The 21,903-nt window shown below is 57.9% G+C and carries 18 protein-coding genes; 16 read left to right on the top strand and 2 right to left on the bottom strand.

Features of this window, described 5'->3' with window-relative positions; translation table 11 throughout:
- Nucleotides 1–19: 19 nt before the first annotated feature.
- Complete coding sequence (locus ACJTMZ_RS03220) at nucleotides 20–1,279, bottom strand: dicarboxylate/amino acid:cation symporter (protein ID WP_017384415.1); 1,260 nt, start codon at nucleotides 1,277–1,279, stop codon at nucleotides 20–22.
- Between the two features lie 427 nt (nucleotides 1,280–1,706).
- On the opposite strand from ACJTMZ_RS03220, the gene ACJTMZ_RS03215 reads away from it, so the two are divergent.
- The 16 genes from ACJTMZ_RS03215 (at nucleotide 1,707) to ACJTMZ_RS03140 (ending at nucleotide 20,075) form a co-directional block, all read left to right on the top strand.
- Complete coding sequence (locus ACJTMZ_RS03215) at nucleotides 1,707–2,279, top strand: spore coat protein U domain-containing protein (RefSeq protein WP_017693232.1); 573 nt, start codon at nucleotides 1,707–1,709, stop codon at nucleotides 2,277–2,279.
- A 7-nt stretch (nucleotides 2,280–2,286) separates the two neighbouring features.
- The gene (locus ACJTMZ_RS03210; protein WP_017384414.1) at nucleotides 2,287–2,835 is read left to right on the top strand and encodes a spore coat U domain-containing protein; all 549 of its coding nucleotides are present in this window, start codon (nucleotides 2,287–2,289) and stop codon (nucleotides 2,833–2,835) included.
- Between the two features lie 16 nt (nucleotides 2,836–2,851).
- Nucleotides 2,852–3,613 (top strand): molecular chaperone, encoded by a 762-nt coding sequence (locus ACJTMZ_RS03205; RefSeq protein WP_015570266.1) that lies wholly within the window; start codon nucleotides 2,852–2,854, stop codon nucleotides 3,611–3,613.
- Nucleotides 3,589–5,973 (top strand): fimbria/pilus outer membrane usher protein, encoded by a 2,385-nt coding sequence (locus ACJTMZ_RS03200; protein ID WP_023303905.1) that lies wholly within the window; start codon nucleotides 3,589–3,591, stop codon nucleotides 5,971–5,973. Before ACJTMZ_RS03205 ends, ACJTMZ_RS03200 begins: the two co-directional genes overlap by 25 nt.
- The gene (locus tag ACJTMZ_RS03195) at nucleotides 5,970–6,932 is read left to right on the top strand and encodes a spore coat U domain-containing protein (RefSeq protein ID WP_017384412.1); all 963 of its coding nucleotides are present in this window, start codon (nucleotides 5,970–5,972) and stop codon (nucleotides 6,930–6,932) included. The genes ACJTMZ_RS03200 and ACJTMZ_RS03195 overlap by 4 nt, the downstream gene beginning before the upstream one ends.
- An 85-nt stretch (nucleotides 6,933–7,017) precedes the next feature.
- On the top strand, nucleotides 7,018–8,685 hold the full coding sequence (tar, locus tag ACJTMZ_RS03190) for a methyl-accepting chemotaxis protein II (RefSeq protein ID WP_023303904.1): 1,668 nt from the start codon (nucleotides 7,018–7,020) through the stop codon (nucleotides 8,683–8,685).
- 44 nt (nucleotides 8,686–8,729) lie between these two features.
- A complete protein-coding gene (tap, locus tag ACJTMZ_RS03185) occupies nucleotides 8,730–10,331 on the top strand; it encodes a methyl-accepting chemotaxis protein IV (RefSeq protein WP_017693235.1) in 1,602 nt (533 codons plus the stop codon).
- A 19-nt stretch (nucleotides 10,332–10,350) separates the two neighbouring features.
- The gene (gene cheR, locus ACJTMZ_RS03180) at nucleotides 10,351–11,217 is read left to right on the top strand and encodes a protein-glutamate O-methyltransferase CheR (protein ID WP_017384409.1); all 867 of its coding nucleotides are present in this window, start codon (nucleotides 10,351–10,353) and stop codon (nucleotides 11,215–11,217) included.
- Nucleotides 11,214–12,263 carry a chemotaxis response regulator protein-glutamate methylesterase gene (locus tag ACJTMZ_RS03175; RefSeq protein ID WP_014884341.1) on the top strand — a complete coding sequence of 350 codons (1,050 nt, stop codon included), beginning with the start codon at nucleotides 11,214–11,216 and terminating at the stop codon, nucleotides 12,261–12,263. The genes cheR and ACJTMZ_RS03175 overlap by 4 nt, the downstream gene beginning before the upstream one ends.
- 17 nt (nucleotides 12,264–12,280) lie before the next feature.
- On the top strand, nucleotides 12,281–12,670 hold the full coding sequence (gene cheY, locus ACJTMZ_RS03170; RefSeq protein WP_000763862.1) for a chemotaxis response regulator CheY: 390 nt from the start codon (nucleotides 12,281–12,283) through the stop codon (nucleotides 12,668–12,670).
- A 10-nt stretch (nucleotides 12,671–12,680) separates the two neighbouring features.
- Nucleotides 12,681–13,325 (top strand): protein phosphatase CheZ, encoded by a 645-nt coding sequence (gene cheZ, locus ACJTMZ_RS03165; protein WP_003859718.1) that lies wholly within the window; start codon nucleotides 12,681–12,683, stop codon nucleotides 13,323–13,325.
- 150 nt (nucleotides 13,326–13,475) lie between these two features.
- Nucleotides 13,476–14,624, top strand: coding sequence for a flagellar biosynthesis protein FlhB (flhB, locus tag ACJTMZ_RS03160; protein ID WP_017693236.1), 1,149 nt, complete (start codon nucleotides 13,476–13,478; stop codon nucleotides 14,622–14,624).
- Nucleotides 14,617–16,695, top strand: a complete 2,079-nt coding sequence (gene flhA, locus ACJTMZ_RS03155) for a flagellar biosynthesis protein FlhA (RefSeq protein WP_003859723.1) — start codon at nucleotides 14,617–14,619, stop codon at nucleotides 16,693–16,695. The genes flhB and flhA overlap by 8 nt, the downstream gene beginning before the upstream one ends.
- Nucleotides 16,695–17,087 (top strand): flagellar protein FlhE, encoded by a 393-nt coding sequence (locus ACJTMZ_RS03150; RefSeq protein WP_023303901.1) that lies wholly within the window; start codon nucleotides 16,695–16,697, stop codon nucleotides 17,085–17,087. The genes flhA and ACJTMZ_RS03150 overlap by 1 nt, the downstream gene beginning before the upstream one ends.
- Nucleotides 17,088–17,347: 260 nt before the next feature.
- On the top strand, nucleotides 17,348–18,931 hold the full coding sequence (locus ACJTMZ_RS03145) for an MFS transporter (protein ID WP_017693238.1): 1,584 nt from the start codon (nucleotides 17,348–17,350) through the stop codon (nucleotides 18,929–18,931).
- A 4-nt stretch (nucleotides 18,932–18,935) separates the two neighbouring features.
- Nucleotides 18,936–20,075, top strand: coding sequence for a glycoside hydrolase family 105 protein (locus ACJTMZ_RS03140; RefSeq protein WP_026080697.1), 1,140 nt, complete (start codon nucleotides 18,936–18,938; stop codon nucleotides 20,073–20,075).
- 34 nt (nucleotides 20,076–20,109) lie between these two features.
- On the opposite strand, the gene argS is transcribed toward ACJTMZ_RS03140, so the two are convergent.
- Nucleotides 20,110–21,843: an arginine--tRNA ligase gene (gene argS / locus ACJTMZ_RS03135; RefSeq protein WP_252010670.1), complete on the bottom strand. Its 1,734-nt coding sequence runs from the start codon at nucleotides 21,841–21,843 to the stop codon at nucleotides 20,110–20,112.
- Nucleotides 21,844–21,903 lie beyond the last annotated feature (60 nt).

Here is a 21,903-nt window from a genome sequence, read left to right as displayed (position 1 = left end):
ACCCGGCTCTTTTGTAACCTTACGCCTCCTGCTCCACCAGCGCTGATTCCGCTTCCCGCGCCCCTTCATTCTGCGACAGCATCGCCGTCGCAATCCCGTTCCCCAGCACGTTAATGGCCGATCGTCCCATATCCAGGAAATGGTCAATCCCCATCAGCAGCAGGATCCCGGCCACCGGAATGTTAAAGCTCGGAATAGTTGCCGCCAGCACCACCAGCGACGAGCGCGGTACGCCCGCAATCCCTTTCGAGGCCAGCATCAACGTTAACATTAGCACCGTCACCTCGGTGAAACTCAGGTGAATGTTGTATGCCTGGGCGATAAACATCGAGGCGAACGAGCAGTACACCATGGAGCCGACCAGATTAAACGAGTAGCCGATCGGCAGGACGAAAGAGGCGATATTACGTGAACAGCCGAAGCGCGCTAACTGCTCCAGCGTTTTCGGGTATGCCGCTTCTGAGCTGCTGGTGGTAAACGCGACCAGCACCGGATCTTTCAGCATCGCCACCAGACGGAAAATCTCTTTTTTCAGTACCATGTAACCTACCGCCAGCAATACCAGACAGGTCAGAAGGATCGCCACATAGTAACCGCCAATGAACGAGGCATAGTTCAGCAAAATGCCCAGACCCTGAGTGGCAATCACGGACGAAATCGCGGCAAAAATGGCCAGCGGCGCAACGTACATCACATAGCCCGTCACTTTCAGCATAATGTGGGAGACCACATCCAGCGCCGCCACCAGCGGGGCGTTGAATTTTTGACCTAATGACGCGCCGCCGATGCCGAAGAACATCGAGAAGACCACAATTTGCAGGATCTCATTGTTCGCCATCGCGCCGGCAATGCTGGTTGGAATAGTGTGTGACAGGAAGGCTTTCAGCGACATCCCGCTAACGGCCAGGCCGGTATCAACCGTCTCTGTCGGAATGCTCAGGTTCAGACCGCTGCCGGGTTGTTCAAGGGTAACAATAAACAGCCCCACCAGAATGGAAAGCACGGATGAGCTGATAAACCACACCATCGCTTTACCCCCGACGCGCCCAATCGTCGACGTTTCACCCAGCTTCATAATGCCCACCGTCAGGGTGCTGAACACCAGCGGGGCAATCACCATCTTAATCAGCCGCAGGAAAATATCGGTCAGCAGGGTGATGTTCTCCGACCAGGCCTGTATCGCGTCGGGCGAAGCATACTCATGGATTGCCGCACCTGAAAGAATGCCCGCCAGCATGAAAATCACGATGAAGAGCGTGAGTTTGTTTGCACTTGCCACAAAAAGATCCTCTATGCGCTAAAAGAGTTTCCTGCGTCAATGCATACAAAATTTTTATTTAAGCGCAGGAAAATATTCGGGGCATAAATTGAAGTAAAGCTGCGTGAGTTACAACTTGTTTTTAATTTTTATAAAATTCGTTGTTTTTACTATGACGATATATTGTGACGTGGATCACATTACAGGCGATATATCCTCAAATTAAGCAAGAATAATGCCCGTTTTATTTTGCTAACTCTTTGTAATGTTTGTTAATAGTCTGTTAATTGGAGGGCGGGTGTCTCACCTTCGTTGAAAGTGGTTGAAGCGTGAACCATAAACTAAATTCTCAGTAACCGCGCCGGGGAATGTTTAAGCGGGGCTAACATACTGAACAGTATGAATAAAATAGGGTAAGCGGACCATTATTTCTTCTGGAGGGTGGTAAATGAAAAGAACACTTCTTTTTATCTGCGCGGGTACACTGCTGACGGCGGCGACTGTCGGTCAGGCGCTGGCAGTCACCAGTAGCGGTACTATCGGGGCGACGCTGACGCTGACGAACGGTTGTTTGATCAACGGCTCGCCAACGCAAAACGGCATTAACTTCGGGACACTCGATTTCGGGACCCATCCTGCGACATTCTCCACCCTGACAACCCAGTTAACCGGGGCCAGCGGCGGAAACACCTTTACCATTCAATGTACCACTGCCAGTTACACGGTGGCGATCACCGGCAACACCAACGCGACCGCACCCGGAACCGTTGTCGGCACCCCCGGCACACCCGCCCGCTATCTGGTGAACACCGCCAATGCGGCACAGGGCGTGGCATACAGCCTCTATAGCGACAGCGGGTACAACAACGTGATCGCTAACAACGCCGCGTTGCCCGTTGCCTCCACGGCGGGCGGGGTGGACAGCTATACCCTCTACGGACGCATAACGGGCGGTGGCAATAGCGTAACGGTTGTACCGGGAACCTATACCGACACGATTAACGTCAGCGTCACCTACTGATTCAGCCATGAAGGCATTGTGTTTATGTCTGCGCGAAAGCGCAGAGGGCGTCGTGCACCCTTTTTTGGCCCTGCTCGTCGGGCTGATGATGATCTGCGACGCCGGGGCGGTGACCTCCCAGTCCTTCAGGGTGAGCGCGACGGTAGTACCAGGGTGCTCGGTGAGTACCGGCACGGGCGGGCGCTTTGGGACGCTGGATTTTGGAACCCGTAACGGCGTGGACAACACGCCGGTCAGCACCAGCTTTGTCGCCGACGGCGCGTTGTCCATCGCCTGCACGCCGGGCGTGGCGCTGAGCATGAGCATTGACGGCGGCCAGAATTACAGCTCGGTGCGACGGATGACGCGTTCAGGCGGGACCGAAGTTGTTGGTTACCGGCTCTACAGCAGCAGCTCTCTGGCGGCGAACAGCGAAATTGGGGTTAACCAGGCCATACCGATTACGTATACCAACAGCAATAACATCGCGCTGCCTCTTTTTGGCGTCGCGCTCCTGACGGGGTTTAGCCTGCCGGGAACATATTCAGATCAACTCACCGTGACCTTGTCATGGTAGGAAAGGGAGAACATCGATGAAGCCATTTTTCAGGCGATCGGGCCTGGTGGGTCTGTTGGGGGCAACGGCTCTGGCAGCGGGCCAGGCGCAGGCAGCGGCAACCATTCTTCTGTGGCCCATCGATCCGTGGCTGTCGGCAGAAGCCAGAGCAACTGAATTGTGGATCCAGAATCAGGGCAACAGCGCCACGACAATGCAGGTGCGTATTGTGCGCTGGAAGCAGGAGGGAGGATATGAGCGTTACACCGCCCAGCAGGATGTGGTCGCCAGCCCGCCGATTGTGACCATCGCCAAAGGCAGTAAACAGCTTATACGCCTCATCAAGCAGGGGACGATCCCGTCGGGGGTTGAGCAGGCCTACCGCATTATTGTGGATGAAATTCCCCAGCCGGATGCCAAAGCGGAACCGTCCATGGGTCTCAAACTGCAAATGCGCTATTCGATTCCCTTATTTGTTTATGGGCAGGGGATCCCCACCCTCAACGAAGGGGCGCACCACGCGCTGGCGAATACTCAACAGCTGAGCTGGCGGGTCGTTCAGGAAGGGGGTAAACCCGCGCTTCAGGTCCGCAATCAGGGGGATGTACACGTCCGGCTCAGCCAGGTTGCGGTTGAGCAGGGCGGGCAAAAACGCACGGTTGCCGAGGGGCTGCTGGGTTATGTGCTGCCAGGCAGCACCCGAAGCTGGCCGCTTCCGGCAGGGATTTATCAGCCGAACCGGATGAGCGCGCAAATTAATGCCAGGGATACGCAATGGCAATCGACGCCCGTCAACTGAAACCGGCGATGATGATCCTGCTTTGCGTCAGTACCAGCGCCTTTGCCGAAACCGGCGACGACAGTTTACCGCCGCCGCCGGATGCACGGACGATGAACGGCGAAGCAGTATTCCAGCTCGCCCTGGTGCTGAACCACTATGACACGGGTCTGGTGGTGCCGGTGACGCAGCGTGAGGGCGCCTGGTTTATTTCGGGCGCGGATTTGCTCCGCGCCGGGCTGCCGCCCGCGCATGTGCCAGCCGGAGAGGTGAATCTCTCGACGCTTACGTCGGTACGCGCAGAGTACGACAGCACGGCCCAGCGCCTGTTGCTGACGGTCCCCCGGGACTGGGTTGCCGCGCGGATCACGCCTTTCAGTGAGCAGAGCACGCAAAGCAAACCGCACTATGGCCGCGGCGCGCTGCTCAATTACGACGTTTATACCAATCATTCCGAACACACGGGCGGCCAGGCGTCGGTCTGGCACGAGTTCCGTTATTTCAATGAGGATTATTCATTTTCATCGACGGGCTACGCCCGGCAGAATTTCACCGGTAACAGCGGACAGCAGGAAGGGTATGTGCGTTATGACTCTACGTTACTGATCACCAACGAAGAGGATGCCACCACCTGGTCCGCCGGGGACGTCATCAGCGATGCGCTGAGCTGGAGCACCAGCGTGCGCATGGGCGGGATCAGCTACGGGCGCGACTTCTCCCTGCGTCCGGATCTGGTGACCTGGCCACTGCCCGCGTTTTCCGGCGAGGCGGCCGTCCCGACCTCGGTCGATCTCTTTATTAATGGCTACCGTTCCGGCTCCACCCGCCTTCAGCCGGGGCCGTTTACCCTCACCAATCTGCCGTATATCAACGGTGCCGGGGATGCGGTACTGGTTACCACGGATGCGCTGGGACGTCAGGTGAGTACCACGCTGCCGTTTTATGTCAGCAGCGATCTGCTTAAGCAGGGGTTAAGCGACGGCGCCGTGACGCTGGGCAGCCTGCGGCGTAACTACGGTATTGAGAATTTTGACTATGGCCCGGCGGCGGGCAGCGGATCGTACCGCTACGGGGTGACCGACTGGCTGACGCTGGAGGGGCATGCGGAAGGGGCGGAGTCGCTGGCGCTCGGCGGTGCGGGCACGGTGCTGAAGCTCGGGCGTTTTGGCGTGGTAAATACCTCGTGGACCCAAAGCCGCATGCGCGGCGATAGCGGCGGCCAGATAAACTGGGGCTATCAGTACAACACCAGCGAGTTTAGCGTAGCGACCCAGCATACCCGACGCGACCGTGGCTTCGGCAATCTCGCCCTGTACGATCAGCCCACCGTTTATGATGAAAATGATAACCCCGTTGCCAGCCTGAGCCGCAATACCGACCAGTATTCCTTAACCTTTAACCTCGGCGGATACGGCAATATCGGCGCGGCGTGGATCGGCGTTGAGAGTTTTGACAGCCAGAAAACTGAACTGCTCAACCTCTCCTGGAGCCGTAATCTGTGGGGCTCAAGCAGTATTTATCTGGCTGCCAGCCGTGACCAGCAGCGAGGCGACTGGACGGTTGCGCTGTCGTTGCAGGTTCCCCTCGGCGAACGTGACAGCGCCGCCGTCACCTTTGAAAACACCCCTGACGCAGGCAGCACTCAACGCATTAACTACAACCACTCGATGCCTTCAGACGGCGGCTTTAGCTGGAACATGGCCTGGGCCAACCAGTCGCGGTCGAGTAACTATCAGCAGGCCACGCTCGGCTGGCGGAATAACAACGTGGAGCTACAGGGCGGCGGCTACGGTGAGAAGGGCATGATGACCTGGTGGGGCGAGGCGATGGGCTCTGTCGTGCTGATGGACGGTGAGCTGTTTGCGGCGAACAAAATCAACGATGCGTTTGTGGTGATCAGCACCGACGGTCATCCGGATGTTCCCGTCAGCTACGAAAACCAGCCGGTCGGAAAAACCAATAACAAAGGCTATCTGCTGGTGAGCGGCGTTTCCGCCTATTACCCGGCAAGTTACCGCATTGATACCCTGAACTTACCTGCGGATACCCGGCTGAAAGAGACCGAGCGTCGGGTGGCGATTCGTCGGCATAACGGTTATCTGGTGGATTTCCCGATGGAGCAGGAGCGGGTTGCCAGCGTGATCCTGCACGATGCGCAGGGCAATGCGATCCCGGTAGGAAGCCAGGTCAGACGCGCGTCCCGCAGCAGCGCGGTTGTCGGCTACGACGGCCTCGCCTGGCTGGAAAACCTCAACGACGTGAATCCGCTCGAGGTCATCACCCCGGAGGGTAAACGCTGTACGGCAACGCTGACCGTTGGCGCAAACCCTGAACATAAGCTGCAAACCTACGGTCCGCTGACCTGTCGGGAGGCGCCGTGAGACGCCTGTTAATCGCGCTCCTGCTGCTGTGCTCCGGCGGCAGCTGGGCGGCCTGTACCGTCAGTACGGTGAATGCCTCGTTTGGCAGCGTCACCTCGTTCGCACTCAGCGGCACCGGGGAAGTGGAAACGACGGGCACGCTGGTGGTGACCTGCGATACCGTTCTCAACCTGTTAACTAACGACTCGGTGACGCTGAATTACACCTCGGCATCCGTCTTCGCGAATAGCCGGGCGACCATGAAGCGTACGGACAACGCGGCTATTACCGATGTCATCCCTGCGCGGCTGTGCGGGGCGTCCGGCTGCGGCGGAAACAGTGAAATACAAATCAGCAAAGCCTATACCTGGAGCGGAAACACGCTGCTCGGGCTGCTGGGTTCAAGGCGCTACAACATTCCCCTTTATTTCCGGACCGTAATGGGGCAGAACGTCACCGCCGGGCCGTATCAGGTGTTGTTAACGTTCAGCATTAACTACAACGTGTGCGCCGTTGGCGCGGTCGGAGCGTGCCTGACCCCGCAAACCGGTACGGCAACCACCTCGATCCTCCTCAACATGACCGTCACCAACGATTGCAGCACCATGACCACGCCGGACGTGAATTTTAACAGCGCGCCGCTGGTGCAAAATTTTCCCACCGTTTCACAGTCGGTTGCCGTCACCTGCACCAAAGGCAGCACCTACACCATAGGCATTAATAATGGGGCAAATGCCCTGAACAACGTGCGTCGTATGGTCAGCGGCAGCAACTTCATGAGTTACGACATCTACAAAGAGGCGACCAGCAACCGCTGGGGTAGCAGCGGCAGCGAGCGCTGGGCCAGCGCCAGCTCATCGCAGGTCAGTACGGACGGGCTTTTACGTACCTACAACTACACCGCCAAAGTTCTGACCAGCCAGGCCACGCCGCCTGCCGGAACCTATACCGACACGCTGATTGTCGACGTCGCATTCTGACTCCCGCGCTTTTCCCTTTCGCAAATGTAAAGTTCCTGTGGCCTGTGCCGATAACACCGTTAATAAATCTATGAGAAGGTGTTGTATGTTGAACCGTATCCGCGTTGTCACAATGCTTATGATGGTGCTGGTCATTTTCGCACTTCTTCAGCTTACTTCTGGCGGCCTCTTTTTCTCGTCGTTAAAACAGAACCAGGACAGCTTCGCGGCCTCGAACGATTTGCGTATGCAGCAAAGCGAACTGACCACGACCTGGGATCTGATGTTGCAGACGCGTATCAACCTGAGCCGCTCGTCTGCCCGCATGATGATGGACCCAAATAACCAGCAGAGCAGCGCAAAAACGGAACTGCTGAAGAATGCGCGCGCCACGCTGGCAGACGCGGCGAAACATTACGACGCCTTCAAAAAAATCGCCCCTCAGCCGGCAATGGCGCAGGCGAGCGCGAACATAGATGAAAAATATCAGGCCTACTTCGCCGGCCTCACGGAGCTGGTGCAGTTCCTGGAGATGGGCAATATGGACGCCTATTTCGCGCAGCCGACCCAGGGAATGCAGAACGCCCTCGGCGCGGCACTCGGCGAGTACGCTAAAGCCAGCGGCGAGCTTTATCACTCCGCGTTCACGCAAAGCCAGAACGACTACCGTTTCGCGAAATGGCAGATGGCGGTTCTCGCCCTCGCGCTGGTCATCGTACTGGTGGCCGTGTGGTACGGCATTCGTCATATCCTGCTTAACCCGCTTGGCCGCGTCATTGCCCATATCCGTGATATTGGCCGGGGCGATCTCACGAAAACGCTGACCGTTTCTGGCCGCAATGAGATCACCGAGCTGGCAACCAGCGTCGACCATATGCAGCGTTCGCTGATTGATACCGTCGCCAACGTGCGCGAGGGGGCGGATGCCATCTATACCGGCACGAGTGAAATCGCGATGGGCAACAACGATCTCTCGTCCCGTACCGAACAGCAGGCATCCGCTCTGGAAGAGACGGCGGCCAGCATGGAGCAGCTCACCGCGACCGTGAAGCAGAATGCCGACAATGCCCGCCAGGCGTCGCAGCTTGCAGAAAGCGCGTCCGACACCGCCCAGCGCGGCGGTCGGGTGGTCGACGGCGTGGTGAAAACCATGCATGACATTGCCGACAGCTCGAAGAAAATCGCCGACATCATCAGCGTAATCGACGGTATCGCCTTCCAGACCAATATCCTGGCGCTGAACGCGGCCGTTGAAGCGGCGCGTGCGGGCGAGCAGGGGCGCGGGTTTGCCGTGGTCGCCGGCGAAGTGCGTAACCTCGCCAGCCGCAGCGCCAATGCGGCGAAAGAGATCAAAGCCCTGATTGAAGACTCTGTTTCACGCGTGGATACCGGCTCGGTGCTGGTGGAAAGTGCGGGTGAAACCATGAATGACATCGTGAATGCCGTGACGCGCGTGACGGACATCATGGGTGAAATCGCCTCTGCATCGGATGAGCAGAGTCGTGGTATTGACCAGGTCGCCCTGGCGGTATCGGAAATGGATCGTGTGACGCAGCAAAACGCCGCCCTGGTGCAGGAGTCCGCTGCCGCGGCCGCTGCGCTGGAGGACCAGGCGAGCCGCCTGAAAATGGCCGTCTCGGCGTTCCGTCTTACTTCAAAAACGACAAATACGGTCAGCTCGCGGTCGGCGTACAGCGAAGCAACCCCGGCGCCCGTGACAACACGTACGCGCGCAGCGGTGACCGGACAAGATGAAAACTGGGAAACATTTTGACTGACAATTAAACCGCGGCTGCTTGCCGCTTGATGGGAGCGTGGATGTTAAATCGTATTCGTATCTCGACCACACTGTTTTTGATTCTGATCCTGTGTGGGGTTTTGCAGGTTGGCAGTAACGGGTTGTCTTTCTGGGCGTTTCGCGATGGCTATCAGAATTTGCAGGAAGTTGAGACGAGTAATCAGCAGCGCTCCGCACTGGCACAAACGCGTGCCGTGCTGTTGCAGGCAAGCACTGCGCTGAACAAAGCAGGGACGTTAACCGCGCTGAGCTATCCGCCGGAGGATATTAAGGCGCTGATGGTCGTGGCCCGCAGCAGCCTGAAGCAGGCCGACGCGCAGTTTAAGGCCTTTACGGCGCAGGAGGCGGTCAGTGAGAAAGAGAAAGCGCTGAAAGTCGCCATGAAAAAGACCTTTGATGTGTGGTACGGCGATCTCGACCATCAGGCGACGTGGCTGGAGAACAACCAGCTTTCTGACTTCCTGACCGCGCCGGTGCAGGCGTCTCAGGCGGCGTTCGACGGCAGCTTTAACGCCTGGCAGCAGGATATTAACCAGTTTGTGGCGCGTGCCGGTGCGGACAGCCGTACCAGCTACCGCATGTCAGGGGCGATTTTCCTGACCATGGTGATCCTGGCCGCCCTGCTGACCGGCGGCTCGCTGTGGTGGTCGCGCAAAATGATCGTCCAGCCGCTGGCCATCGTCAGCAGCCACTTCGACAGTATGGCGAAGGGCGATCTGGCGCGTCCGGTGGCCGTGTATGGCAGGAATGAAATATCAGCGATTTTCGCCAGCCTGAAGGCGATGCAGGGGTCGCTGCGGGAAACGGTAAGCAACGTTCGCCAGGGCAGTTACGCCATGCATACCGGGATCTCCGAGATTGCGGCAGGCAATAACGATCTCTCATCCCGCACCGAACAGCAGGCGGCATCGCTGGCGCAGACGGCGGCCAGCATGGAGCAGCTGACCGCGACGGTAAGCCAGAACGCCGATAACGCGCGTCAGGCGTCCGACTTGTCAAAACAGGCGGCGATGACGGCGAAACGTGGGGGCGATCAGGCCTCTCACGTCGCCAGTACGATGCAGGAGATTGCCGCCAGCTCGCAGAAAATTGGCGACATTATCAGCGTCATCGACGGTATCGCGTTCCAGACCAATATTCTGGCGCTGAACGCGGCCGTTGAAGCGGCGCGTGCCGGGGAGCAGGGGCGCGGGTTCGCGGTGGTTGCCGGTGAAGTCCGAAACCTCGCCAGCCGCAGCGCCAATGCGGCGAAAGAGATCAAAGGGCTGATAGAAGAGTCGGTCTCCCGCGTTCAGCAGGGCTCCGCGCTGGTGGATACCGCCGCGCAGACCATGCACGAGATTGTCACCTCCGTGACGCGGGTTAACGACATTATGGGCGAGATTGCCTCGGCGTCTGATGAACAACGCCGTGGTATTGAGCAGGTGGCGCAGGCCGTTACACAGATGGATCAGGTTACGCAGCAGAACGCCTCACTGGTGGAAGAGGCGGCGGCGGCTACCGATCAGCTGGCAAACCAGGCGGATCACCTTACCGGGTTGGTCGCCGTATTTAATGTGAAAGAGCACGTTGAAGCAGTAACAGAAGTCGGACGGTCACAGGCCGTGCCCGTTGTATCCTGAATGTGATTAAGAAGGCGCTATGACATCACCCATGCCCTCAGGGCAAACGTCATTATTGTTGCAGATGACACAGCGCCTCGCGCTGTCCGACGCGCATTTTCGTCGGATATGTCAGTTAATCTACCAGCGTGCGGGGATCGTGCTTGCGGACCATAAGCGAGACATGGTCTACAACCGGCTGGTGCGGCGCTTGCGTACGCTGGGGCTGGATGATTTTGGCCGCTATCTGAGCATGCTCGAAGCGAACCAGAACAGCGCCGAATGGCAGGCATTTATCAACTCATTAACCACCAACCTGACCGCGTTTTTCCGCGAGGCGCATCACTTCCCGGTGCTGGCGGAACACGCCCGTCGCCGTAGCGGAGAGTATCGCGTCTGGAGCGCGGCGGCCTCTACCGGGGAAGAACCGTACTCGCTGGCCATCACCCTGGCGGACACCCTGGGCATGGCGCCGGGCCGCTGGAAAGTGTACGCCAGCGACATCGATACCGAAGTGCTGGAAAAAGCCCGTAACGGCGTTTATCGCCAGGATGAGCTTAAAACGCTGTCTCCTCAGCAGCTACAGCGTTACTTCATGCGCGGTACCGGCCCGCATGAAGGACTGGTGCGCGTACGCCAGGAGCTGGCGAACTGCGTGGAATTTGCTCCCGTTAATTTACTGGATAAGCAGTACAACGTGCCGGGGCCATTCGACGCCATTTTTTGCCGTAACGTGATGATCTATTTTGATAAAACGACGCAACAGGACATCCTGCGTCGCTTTGTTCCGTTGCTCAAGCCTGACGGTTTACTGTTTGCCGGGCACTCGGAAAACTTCAGCAACCTCGTGCGTGAGTTTAGCCTGCGTGGGCAAACGGTATATGCGCTGAGTAAGGAAAAAGCATGAGTAAAATCAGGGTATTGTCTGTCGATGATTCGGCGCTGATGCGTCAGATCATGACCGAAATCATCAATAGCCACAGCGATATGGAGATGGTGGCGACAGCACCCGATCCGCTGGTCGCGCGGGATTTAATCAAAAAATATAACCCCGACGTGCTGACGCTGGATGTTGAAATGCCGCGCATGGATGGCATCGATTTCCTGGAAAAATTAATGCGCCTGCGCCCGATGCCGGTGGTGATGGTGTCATCTCTGACCGGTAAAGGTTCAGAAATCACCCTGCGCGCGCTGGAGCTGGGGGCGGTGGATTTTGTCACCAAGCCGCAGCTCGGCATTCGCGAGGGGATGCTGGCGTACAGCGAGATGATCGCCGAGAAAATCCGTACCGCGTCGCGCGCAAAACTCGCGGCCCACAAGCCGATGGCAGCTCCGGCAACCCTGAAGGCAGGGCCGTTACTCAGCTCGGAAAAGTTGCTGGTCATTGGGGCGTCAACCGGAGGAACAGAGGCAATTCGCCATGTACTCCAGCCATTGCCGCTCTCAAGCCCGGGTATCCTGATCACGCAACATATGCCGCCAGGGTTTACCCGTTCGTTCGCGGAGCGCCTGAATAAGCTGTGCCAGATCAGCGTGAAAGAGGCGGAAGACGGCGAGCGCGTGCTGCCGGGTCACGCCTATATCGCCCCGGGTGACAAGCACATGGAGCTGGCGCGCAGCGGGGCGAACTATCAAATCAAAATTCATGACGGGCCGCCGGTTAACCGGCACCGTCCGTCGGTGGATGTGCTGTTTCATTCGGTGGCGAAACATGCGGGGCGCAACGCCGTTGGGGTGATCCTGACGGGGATGGGCAACGACGGCGCCGCCGGAATGCTTGCGATGCACCAGGCTGGCGCCTGGACGATTGCGCAGAATGAAGCAAGTTGTGTGGTGTTCGGCATGCCGCGCGAGGCCATCAATATGGGTGGCGTAAGCGAAGTGGTCGATCTTAGCCAGGTAAGCCAGCAGATGCTGGCGAAAATCAGTGCCGGACAGGCAATACGTATTTGACTCAGGAGTATTATTTTATGGCGGATAAAGAGCTTAAGTTTTTGGTTGTGGATGACTTTTCCACCATGCGTCGCATTGTGCGCAACCTGCTGAAAGAGCTGGGCTTCAACAATGTTGAAGAAGCAGAAGACGGGGTGGATGCGCTGAACAAACTCCAGGCTGGCGGGTTTGGTTTTGTGATTTCCGACTGGAACATGCCGAACATGGACGGTCTCGAACTGCTGAAAACCATCCGCGCGGATGCGGGCATGGCCTCTCTGCCGGTGCTGATGGTGACCGCAGAAGCGAAGAAAGAGAACATTATTGCCGCTGCACAGGCGGGCGCAAGCGGCTACGTGGTGAAGCCATTCACCGCGGCGACTCTGGAAGAGAAGCTCGGGAAGATCTTCGAGAAACTCGGCATGTGAGGTGATGGATATGTTGCAACCTGCTATGAAACCCGTTGAAGAACATTCGCCGAGCGACATTATTGCCCGCATTGGTAGCCTGACCCGCATGCTGCGCGACAGCCTGCGCGAGCTGGGGCTGGACCAGGCTATCGCCGAAGCGGCGGAAGCCATCCCTGACGCGCGCGACCGTCTGGACTACGTCGTGCAGATGACCGCGCAGGCGGCCGAGCGTGCGCTGAACAGCGTTGAAGCCTCGCAGCCGCACCAGGATGCGATGGAGAAGGGGGCGAAAGCGCTGAGCAAACGCTGGGATGAGTGGTTTGAGAACCCTATTGAGCTGGCGGATGCCCGCGAACTGGTAACGGATACCCGTCAGTACCTGGGTGACGTGCCGGGACACACCAGCTTCACTAACGCCCAGCTGCTGGACATCATGATGGCACAGGATTTCCAGGACCTCACCGGCCAGGTGATCAAGCGCATGATGGATGTGATTCAGGAGATTGAACGTCAGCTGCTGATGGTGCTGCTCGAGAACATTCCGGAACCGGCTGCCCGTCCGAAACGCGAGAACGAAAGCCTGCTCAATGGTCCACAGCTTGACACCAGCAAAGCGGGCGTGGTGGCGAGCCAGGATCAGGTGGACGATCTGCTGGACAGTCTTGGTTTCTGATTGCCCGTTCTGCCTCAGGTCGTTAACGCGGCCTGAGGCAGCTCAGAACAAAAACAGCGAAAAGAGCCCGAATAAACGGGCTTTTCCCGCCATTGGATTTTCTCTGCGCTGGCATGATACCCGTGAATTAATGGGCTGCGAGCAGGCACAGTGGCAGAAGAGAACGACGACAAAACAGAAGCCCCCACACCCCACCGACTTGAAAAAGCCCGTGAGGATGGGCAGATCCCCCGATCCCGAGAGCTGACATCCCTGCTGATCCTGGTGGTGGGCGTCTGCATAATCTGGTGGGGCGGGGAGATGCTCGCCCGCAGACTGGCGGGAATGCTCTCGGCTGGCTTACGTTTTGATCACAGCATGGTCAATGACCCCAATCTGATCCTCATTCAGATCATCAACCTTGTGAAAAGCGCGATGCTCGCCTTGCTGCCGCTGATCGCGGGCGTGGTCATCGTGGCCCTGGTTTCGCCGGTCATGCTCGGTGGCCTGGTGTTCAGCGGAAAATCGCTGCAACCGAAATTCTCTAAGCTCAATCCGTTCCCCGGCATTGCGAAAATGTTTTCCGCGCAAACCGGGGCTGAGCTTCTTAAAGCGATCCTGAAATCGCTTCTTATGGGCAGTACCGCCGGGTTTTTTCTGTGGCACCACTGGCCGGAGATGATGCGCCTCATCAGCGAGTCCCCGATGACGGCGATGAAGAATGCCCTGAACCTGGTCGGGTTATGCTCGCTGCTGGTGGTACTCAGCATTATTCCGATGGTGGCGTTCGACGTTATCTTCCAGATCTATTCCCATATCAAAAAGCTGCGAATGTCGCGTCAGGACATCCGCGATGAATATAAACAGATGGAAGGCGACCCGCACGTTAAGGGCCGTATCCGCCAGATGCAGCGCGCCGCCGCGCGTCGGCGCATGATGGAAGATGTGCCGAAAGCCGACGTCATCGTCACCAACCCGACTCACTACTCCGTGGCGCTTCAGTACGACGAAAACAAAATGAGCGCGCCGAAAGTGGTGGCGAAAGGGGCCGGGCTGATTGCGCTGCGCATTCGTGAAATTGCCACGGAAAACCGTGTGCCGATCCTGGAAGCACCGCCGCTGGCTCGCGCGCTGTATCGCCACGCGGAAATTGGACAACAGATCCCGGGCCAGCTCTACGCCGCTGTCGCAGAGGTGCTGGCCTGGGTGTGGCAACTGAAACGCTGGCGTTTAGCGGGCGGTCAACGACCTGTAAAACCTGAGAACCTGCCGGTGCCTGAAGCACTGGATTTTTTGAACGAGAAGGACACTGATGGCTAATCTGGTGGCAATGTTGCGCCTGCCCGGCAACCTGAAATCGACGCAATGGCAGATCCTTGCCGGACCGATTCTGATCCTGCTAATTCTGTCGATGATGGTGCTGCCGTTACCGGCATTTATCCTCGACCTGCTTTTCACCTTCAACATTGCGTTGTCCATCATGGTGTTGCTGGTGGCGATGTTCACCCAGCGCACGCTGGAGTTCGCCGCGTTTCCAACGATCCTGCTGTTCACCACGCTGCTGCGCCTGGCGCTGAACGTTGCCTCCACGCGTATCATCCTGATGGAAGGGCACACCGGCGCGGCGGCGGCGGGCAAGGTGGTCGAAGCCTTTGGTCACTTCCTGGTGGGCGGCAACTTCGCCATCGGTATCGTGGTGTTCGTCATTCTGGTGATTATCAACTTCATGGTTATCACTAAAGGGGCGGGGCGTATCGCTGAAGTGGGCGCGCGCTTCGTGCTCGACGGGATGCCGGGCAAGCAGATGGCCATCGACGCGGACCTGAATGCCGGGCTGATCGCGGAAGATGAAGCGAAAAAACGCCGTGCCGAAGTGACCCAGGAGGCAGATTTCTACGGCTCCATGGACGGTGCGAGTAAGTTTGTGCGCGGTGACGCCATCGCGGGCATTCTGATCATGGTGATTAACGTCGTCGGCGGCCTGCTCGTCGGCGTGCTGCAACACGGTATGGACATGGGCCACGCGGCGGAAAGCTATACGCTGCTGACCATTGGTGACGGTCTGGTGGCGCAGATCCCGGCGCTGGTGATCTCCACCGCGGCGGGCGTGATTGTGACTCGCGTCAGTACCGATCAGGACGTGGGCGAGCAGATGGTGGGGCAGCTCTTCAGCAACCCGCGCGTTATGCTGCTCTCCGCGGCGGTGCTGGGCCTGCTCGGTATGGTGCCGGGCATGCCAAACCTGGTATTCCTGCTGTTCACCGCTGCGCTGCTGGGGCTTGCCTGGTGGATGCGTGGCCGGGAAACGCAGCCTAAAGCAGAGCCTGCGCCGGTCAAAATGCCTGAGAACACCCAGGCGGTGGAAGCCACCTGGAACGACGTACAGCTCGAAGATTCGCTGGGGATGGAAGTGGGGTACCGCCTGATCCCGATGGTGGATTTCCAGCAGGATGGTGAGCTGCTTGGCCGTATCCGCAGCATTCGTAAAAAATTCGCCCAGGATATGGGCTTCCTGCCGCCGGTGGTCCACATCCGGGACAATATGGATCTCCCGCCCGCGCGCTACCGCATCCTGATGAAAGGGGTGGAAATCGGCAGCGGTGATGCGTACCCCGGCCGCTGGCTGGCGATTAACCCGGGCACCGCCGCAGGCACGTTGCCGGGTGAGCAGACGACCGACCCGGCCTTTGGTCTGGCGGCAATCTGGATTGAGAGCGCCCTGAAAGAGCAGGCCCAGATTCAGGGTTACACGGTCGTTGAGGCCAGTACCGTGGTGGCAACGCACCTCAACCACCTGATTGGCCAGTTCTCCGCGGAACTGTTTGGACGTCAGGAGGCGCAGCAGCTGCTCGACCGCGTAACGCAGGAGATGCCGAAGCTGACCGAAGATTTGGTGCCGGGCGTACTGACCTTAACCACCCTGCACAAAGTGCTGCAAAATCTGCTCGATGAGAAGGTGCCCATTCGCGATATGCGTACCATCCTTGAGACGCTGGCCGAACATGCGCCGCTGCAAAGCGATCCGCACGAACTGACGGCGGTGGTGCGCGTGGCGCTTGGACGCGCCATTACCCAGCAATGGTTCCCGGGAACCGGCGAAGTGCAGGTCATTGGCCTGGACACGCCGCTGGAACGTCTGCTGCTTCAGGCGTTGCAGGGCGGTGGCGGGCTGGAGCCGGGTCTGGCGGACAGATTACTGGCGCAAACCCAGGAGGCGCTGGCGCGTCAGGAGATGCTGGGCGCGCCGCCGGTGCTGCTGGTGAATCACGCGCTGCGTCCGTTGCTGTCGCGCTTCCTGCGCCGGAGCCTGAACCAGCTGGTAGTGCTGTCGAATATGGAGCTGTCCGATAACCGCAATATTCGCATGACGGCGACCATAGGAGGGAAATAATGCGTAAGTGGCTGTGGATCTTACTTTTCCCGCTGGCGGCGCAGGCCGCAGGCGAGGGGGCATGGCAGGCCAGCAGTATCGGCTTGACGCTCAACCATCGGGGGGAGTCGATCTCCTCCCGTCCGCTGTCCGCCTCTGAGCCCGTGTCCGGGCAGATGACGCTGGTGGCCTGGAATTACACCCTGACGGGACCCACACCGGCCGGGTTGCGGGTGCGGCTGTGCTCGCTGACCCGCTGCGCGGAAATCGAGGGTCAACGTGGCACTACCCAGGCCTTCAACGGGGTGTCTGCTCAGGAGCCTTTACGCTTTATCTGGGAAGTGCCAGGCGGTGGACGTCTCATCCCGGCGCTGAAGGTTCAGCGCAACGAGGTGCTCGTCAACTACCGCTAACTGCCCGCCTTTTCGCCAGTCTCCAGGCATTTCTGAAGGCTGGCTCGCAAAAATGACCTTCCCTTTTGATACAAAAGAAACGCTGTTTTATAAATCAGTGACACGCGTATTGACACTCTTTGCGTTTTTGCCATTCACCACTTTGTGATGGCAGAAACAGAAAGGTATCAACAGGTCGATACTTTTACTGTAGCCGTGTAAAAACTCCCGGACGAGGTTGCTTACAGGGAGTCTCCCAAAACTGATTAGGGTTGACGGCAATGAAAACACGTAAAATTGGACTCGCAAATTATTTTGCTTACGGGTCAGGGGACTTCCTCGGGGCGGGGACTACCGCCCTGACGGCCGCCTGGCTTTTGTATTTTTATACCACCTTCTGTGGACTCACACCGATTGAAGCAACCTTTATCTTCGCTGCCGCAAGGGTGCTGGATGCGGTTGTCAGCCCGTTAATGGGCTTTTTGACCGATAACTTTGGCACCACCTGGCTGGGCAAGCGTTTTGGCCGTCGTAAGTTCTTCATCCTGCTCGGTATTCCCTGCGTTTTCAGCTACTCGCTGATGTGGGTAGGGGACATGAGTTTCTGGTACTACCTGCTGACCTATCTGATCTTTGATATCGTCTACACCATGATCCTGGTGCCGTACGAAACGCTGGTGCCGGAGATGACGGACGATTTCAAACAGAAAACAAAATTCTCCGGGGCGCGTATCTCTATGGCGCAGATGTCCGCCATTCTGGCCTCCTTCCTGCCGGGGATCCTGCTCACGCATTTCGGCAAAGACAACGCGATCTCCTTCTTCTATGCAAGCCTGGTCTTCTCCGTACTCTGCGCGCTGATGCTTACTTTCGTCTGGTTCTTCACCTGGGAGCGTCCGCGGGAAGAGTGGTCTGAAGCGGCCCTGCGTGCCGAGGAAGAGAAGAAAAAGCTGACCCTGGGCCAGAGCCTGAACCGTCTTTTTGTCGAATTAAGTTCGACGCTGCGCATCAAGATTTTCCGCCAGCATCTGGGGATGTACCTTGGCGGCTACATCGCCCAGGACGTCTTTAATGCGGTGTTCACCTATTACGTGGTATTTGTGCTGATGCAGGAGGCGTCAATGGCGTCCAACCTGCTGGGCACGATGGCCATCTTCCAGTTCCTCGCCGTGATCGGCATGATCCCGCTGTGCATTCGCTTCGGACCTGCGCCGTCTTACCGCATGGTGGTCGTGCTGTTTGGTCTGGCCTCGCTCTCTTACGCGGTGCTTTATTACGCGGGCCTGAGCGACGTTTACGCTCTGCTGCTGCTGATCTCTGCGGTTGCCGGTCTTGGCCGCGGGGGTATCAACTACGTACCGTGGAATACCTACACCTACATTGCTGACGTGGACGAAGTGATCACCGGTCAGCGTCGCGAAGGGATCTTCGCGGGCATCATGACGCTGACCCGTAAAGCGTCTCAGGCCGGTGCGGTGATGCTGGTGGGGATCGTGATGCAGATGTCGGGCTTTGTCAGCGGGCAAAAAGTGCAACCTGCGGAAGTGAGCCACACCATTCTGATGATCCTGAGCGTTGGCACTATTCTGGTGCTGTTCTGCGGCTTCCTTGTCTCCCTGCGCTTCAAACTCAATTTGCAGACCCACAGCACCCTGCGTGAAGAGACCGCGAAAATGCGCGAGTCCGGCCATGCGATGCCAGAGGCGGTGACCCCGCAGGCCCGCGCTACCGTGGAGATGCTGGCGGGAATGCCGTATGAATCCCTGTGGGGCAACAACAACATCGGTTATCTGAATCGCAATAAGCCGGCGGCCCCTTCGCTGAAGGATCGCGCGGTACTGAATTCGACATACAACAGAGGTTAAGATGATGAAAGTTTGGCCTGTCAAACATAGCCCGTTACTGCGTCAGCCTGAGCGCTTTATCGCCAGGGATGAGCTGAAATCGCTGATTCAAAAGGTGACGCATAACCTGGTCAATATTCACGACAAAACGGGTGAGTTTTTGCTGCGGCTGGACGACGGGCGCGTGATCGACACCAAAGGCTGGGCCGGATGGGAATGGACCCACGGCGTCGGTTTATACGGTATCTGGCAGTATTACTGCCAGACCGGTGACGAAGGCATGCGCGAGATTATCGACAGCTGGTTTGCTGACCGTTTCGCTGAAGGCGCAACCACCAAAAACGTGAATACCATGTCGCCGTTCCTGACGCTGGCGTATCGCTACGAAGAGACCAAAAACCCTGCCTGGCTGCCGTGGCTGGAAAGCTGGGCGGAATGGGCGATGAATGAGATGCCGCGCACCGAACATGGCGGCATGCAGCACATCACCCTGGCGGAAGAGAACCATCAGCAGATGTGGGATGACACGCTGATGATGACGGTGCTGCCGCTGGCGAAAATCGGCAAGCTGCTGAACAAGCCGGAGTACGTCGAGGAGGCGATCTATCAGTTCCTGCTCCACGTACAGAACCTGATGGATCGGGAGACCGGACTGTGGTTCCACGGCTGGAATTACGACGGCAATCACAACTTTGCCCGGGCTCGCTGGGCGCGCGGCAACAGCTGGCTGACCATCGTGATCCCGGATTTCCTCGAGCTGGTGGATCTGCCGGAAAACAACGCCGTTCGTCGCTATCTGGTGCAGGTACTGAACGCGCAGATCGCCGCACTGGCAAAATGTCAGGACGAGAGCGGATTGTGGCATACGCTGCTGGACGATCCTGATTCTTATCTGGAGGCGTCGGCCACGGCAGGGTTTGCTTACGGCATTCTGAAAGCCGTGCGCAAGCGTTATGTCGGCGCAGAGTACGCAGAGGTGGCGGAGAAAGCGATTCGCGGCATCGTGCAAAACATCTCGCCGGAAGGGGAGCTGCTGCAAACGTCCTTCGGGACGGGGATGGGGAGCGATCTGGCGTTTTACCGCCAGATACCGCTGACCTCGATGCCGTATGGCCAGGCAATGGCGATTCTGTGTCTGACGGAATATTTGCGGAAATATTTCTGATAATAAAAAACCCGGCGCTCGCCGGGTTTCTTTTTTACATACGTTCTACGGTTTCGATACCCAGGGTATCCAGACCGAGCTTCAGTGTCTTCGCCGTCAGCTGCGCCAGCTTCAGGCGGCTGTGACGCACCGCTTCGCTCTCGGCAGAGAGGATAGGGCAGTGTTCGTAGAAGCCAGAGAACAGACCGGCCAGATCGTACAGGTAAGCACACATAACATGCGGCGTACCGTCACGCGCGACCACGGAGAGCGTCTCTTCGAACTGAAGCAGGCGGGCAGCCAGCTGTGCTTCACGATCTTCGGTAAGGGTCACCGTGGCATTCGCCAGCACGCTTTCGTCGATATTGGCTTTACGGAAGACGGAGAGTACGCGGGTATAAGCGTACTGCATATATGGCGCCGTGTTGCCTTCAAACGCCAGCATGTTGTCCCAGTCGAAGATATAGTCGGTGGTACGGTTCTTGGAGAGATCCGCGTATTTCACCGCGCCGATCCCAACCGCGTTAGCCAGTTTTTCCAGCTCGTCAGCAGGCATATCCGGGTTCTTCTCGGCCACCAGGCGACGCGCGCGTTCCAGCGCTTCATCCAGCAGATCGGAAAGCTTCACGGTGCCGCCCGCACGGGTTTTGAACGGCTTACCGTCTTTACCCAGCATCATGCCGAACATGTGATGTTCCAGCGGCACGGAATCCGGCACATAACCTGCTTTACGCACGATAGTCCACGCCTGCATCAGGTGCTGGTGCTGGCGGGAGTCGATGTAATACAGCACGCGGTCCGCATGCAGGGTTTCGTAACGGTATTTCGCACAGGCGATGTCGGTGGTGGTGTAGAGATAGCCGCCATCCTTTTTCTGGACGATCACGCCCATCGGTTCGCCTTCCTTGTTTTTATACTCATCAAGGAACACCACCGTTGCGCCTTCGCTTTCCACCGCCAGATTTTTAGCTTTCAGGTCTGCCACAATGCCTGGCAGCATCGGGTTATACAGGCTTTCACCCATCACGTCGTCACGGGTCAGGGTCACGTTCAGACGGTTATAGGTAAGCTGGTTCTGGGACATGGTAATGTCCACCAGCTTGCGCCACATCTCGAGGAAGTACGGGTCGCCACCTTGAAGTTTTACCACGTAGCTGCGCGCGCGCTCGGCGAAGGCTTCATCTTCGTCATAGTGCTTTTTGGCTTCACGGTAGAAACCTTCCAGGTCTGCCAGCGCCATTTCGCCTGCGTTTTCCTGCTGCTGCTTTTCCAGATACGCGATCAGCATGCCGAACTGCGTGCCCCAGTCGCCTACGTGGTTAGCGCGGATCACCTTGTGACCAAGGAACTCCAGGGTACGCACCGCCGCGTCACCGATGATGGTGGAGCGCAGGTGACCGACGTGCATCTCTTTCGCCACGTTTGGCGCGGAGTAGTCAACCACCACGGTCTGGGCTTCTGGCTGAGCCACGCCCAGACGGTCAGACTTCAGCGCCGCGTCAACGTGGCTTGCCAGGAACGCAGGCTCAAGGAAAATGTTGATAAAGCCTGGACCGGCGATTTCGGTTTTGCTGGCGATGCCGGTGAGATCCAGATGCGTCAGTATCTGCTCAGCGAGCTGTCGCGGCGGCATGCCCAGTTTTTTAGCCACTGCCATCACGCCATTAGCCTGATAGTCGCCAAACTGTACTTTCGCTGACTGACGAACCTGTGGTTCGCAATCCGCAGGCGCACCTGCGGCAATCAGTGCCTGACTGACTTTTTCTGAGAGAAGAGCCTGAATATTCACCTGGATACCTTACGTTTTTGATGCGGGTAAAAAACACCCACGCCAGTTTAAGAATTTAGG

Source organism: Enterobacter sp. DN, from assembly GCF_046054285.1.
Lineage (GTDB): Bacteria > Pseudomonadota > Gammaproteobacteria > Enterobacterales > Enterobacteriaceae > Enterobacter > Enterobacter hormaechei_C.
The sequence above is the reverse complement of the archived record's forward strand: the minus strand, read 5'-3'. Positions and strand labels throughout refer to the sequence as shown.

Bases quoted from the DNA above. Each gene is read 5' to 3' on its own strand.
- cheZ (WP_003859718.1), top strand. From the start codon at position 12,681: ATGTTGCAACCTGCTATGAAACCCGTTGAAGAACATTCGCCGAGCGAC.
- ACJTMZ_RS03140 (WP_026080697.1), top strand. From the start codon at position 18,936: ATGAAAGTTTGGCCTGTCAAACATAGCCCGTTACTGCGTCAGCCTGAG.
- cheY (WP_000763862.1), top strand. From the start codon at position 12,281: ATGGCGGATAAAGAGCTTAAGTTTTTGGTTGTGGATGACTTTTCCACC.
- ACJTMZ_RS03145 (WP_017693238.1), top strand. From the start codon at position 17,348: ATGAAAACACGTAAAATTGGACTCGCAAATTATTTTGCTTACGGGTCA.
- ACJTMZ_RS03210 (WP_017384414.1), top strand. From the start codon at position 2,287: ATGAAGGCATTGTGTTTATGTCTGCGCGAAAGCGCAGAGGGCGTCGTG.
- ACJTMZ_RS03150 (WP_023303901.1), top strand. From the start codon at position 16,695: ATGCGTAAGTGGCTGTGGATCTTACTTTTCCCGCTGGCGGCGCAGGCC.
- ACJTMZ_RS03200 (WP_023303905.1), top strand. From the start codon at position 3,589: ATGGCAATCGACGCCCGTCAACTGAAACCGGCGATGATGATCCTGCTT.
- tar (WP_023303904.1), top strand. From the start codon at position 7,018: ATGTTGAACCGTATCCGCGTTGTCACAATGCTTATGATGGTGCTGGTC.
- ACJTMZ_RS03215 (WP_017693232.1), top strand. From the start codon at position 1,707: ATGAAAAGAACACTTCTTTTTATCTGCGCGGGTACACTGCTGACGGCG.
- ACJTMZ_RS03175 (WP_014884341.1), top strand. From the start codon at position 11,214: ATGAGTAAAATCAGGGTATTGTCTGTCGATGATTCGGCGCTGATGCGT.
- cheR (WP_017384409.1), top strand. From the start codon at position 10,351: ATGACATCACCCATGCCCTCAGGGCAAACGTCATTATTGTTGCAGATG.
- flhA (WP_003859723.1), top strand. From the start codon at position 14,617: ATGGCTAATCTGGTGGCAATGTTGCGCCTGCCCGGCAACCTGAAATCG.
- ACJTMZ_RS03205 (WP_015570266.1), top strand. From the start codon at position 2,852: ATGAAGCCATTTTTCAGGCGATCGGGCCTGGTGGGTCTGTTGGGGGCA.
- tap (WP_017693235.1), top strand. From the start codon at position 8,730: ATGTTAAATCGTATTCGTATCTCGACCACACTGTTTTTGATTCTGATC.